We start from the raw sequence: 545 nt of genomic DNA, 5'->3' as shown, positions 1-545 counted from the left end.
GATTTAATTTACCAAAGCTGGTTTGCTCATACTGCCCATTTACTTGCACAACACGTTCGCCTTTACTTAAAGGGCGCACGGTTTGCATATTAATAACACCGGCAATACCTTCAGCATCAATACTTGCATTTGGCGTTTTATAAACGGTTACACCGCTCATTATTTCTGATGGATAAAGGTCAAACTCTACACCACGGTTATCACCAATCGATACCTGCTCACGACCGTTAAACGTTGTGCCACTTTCATTCTCGCCAAAACCACGAATAGAGACACGACTTGCTCGGCCGTCTAAGCGCTGTGCGGTTAAACCGGGTAAACGCGCAATCGATTCAGCAATTGAAGAGTCTGGCAGCTTACCTATATCTTCTGCAGAAATAGATTCTACAACCTGTGTAGAGAAGCGTTTTGTGTTAATAGACTCAACCACACTGCCACGAAATCAAGGGTTGCTTGCAAATCGGCACCATGAAGTGCAATGACTGTATCGCAGGTGAATTCAAGTTCGCACAAACCAACGGTTATTTCTAAAACGGCATCATTGT

General features: G+C 43.9%; 2 protein-coding genes. Both read right to left on the bottom strand.

Annotation, left to right across the window (positions count from 1 at the left end):
* The coding region (locus tag IOD06_RS13515; protein WP_320157444.1) for a TonB-dependent receptor plug domain-containing protein at positions 1-430 on the bottom strand (430 nt) is incomplete at its 3' end.
* Positions 385-513: a hypothetical protein gene (locus tag IOD06_RS13880; protein ID WP_369075566.1), complete on the bottom strand. Its 129-nt coding sequence runs from the start codon at positions 511-513 to the stop codon at positions 385-387. The genes IOD06_RS13880 and IOD06_RS13515, both read right to left, overlap by 46 nt.
* Positions 514-545: the final 32 nt, after the last annotated feature.

It is taken from the genome of Psychrobacter sp. N25K4-3-2, from assembly GCF_015351755.1.
Taxonomy (GTDB): Bacteria; Pseudomonadota; Gammaproteobacteria; order Pseudomonadales; family Moraxellaceae; genus Psychrobacter; species Psychrobacter glaciei.
This window is presented reverse-complemented; position numbering and strand designations above follow the sequence as displayed.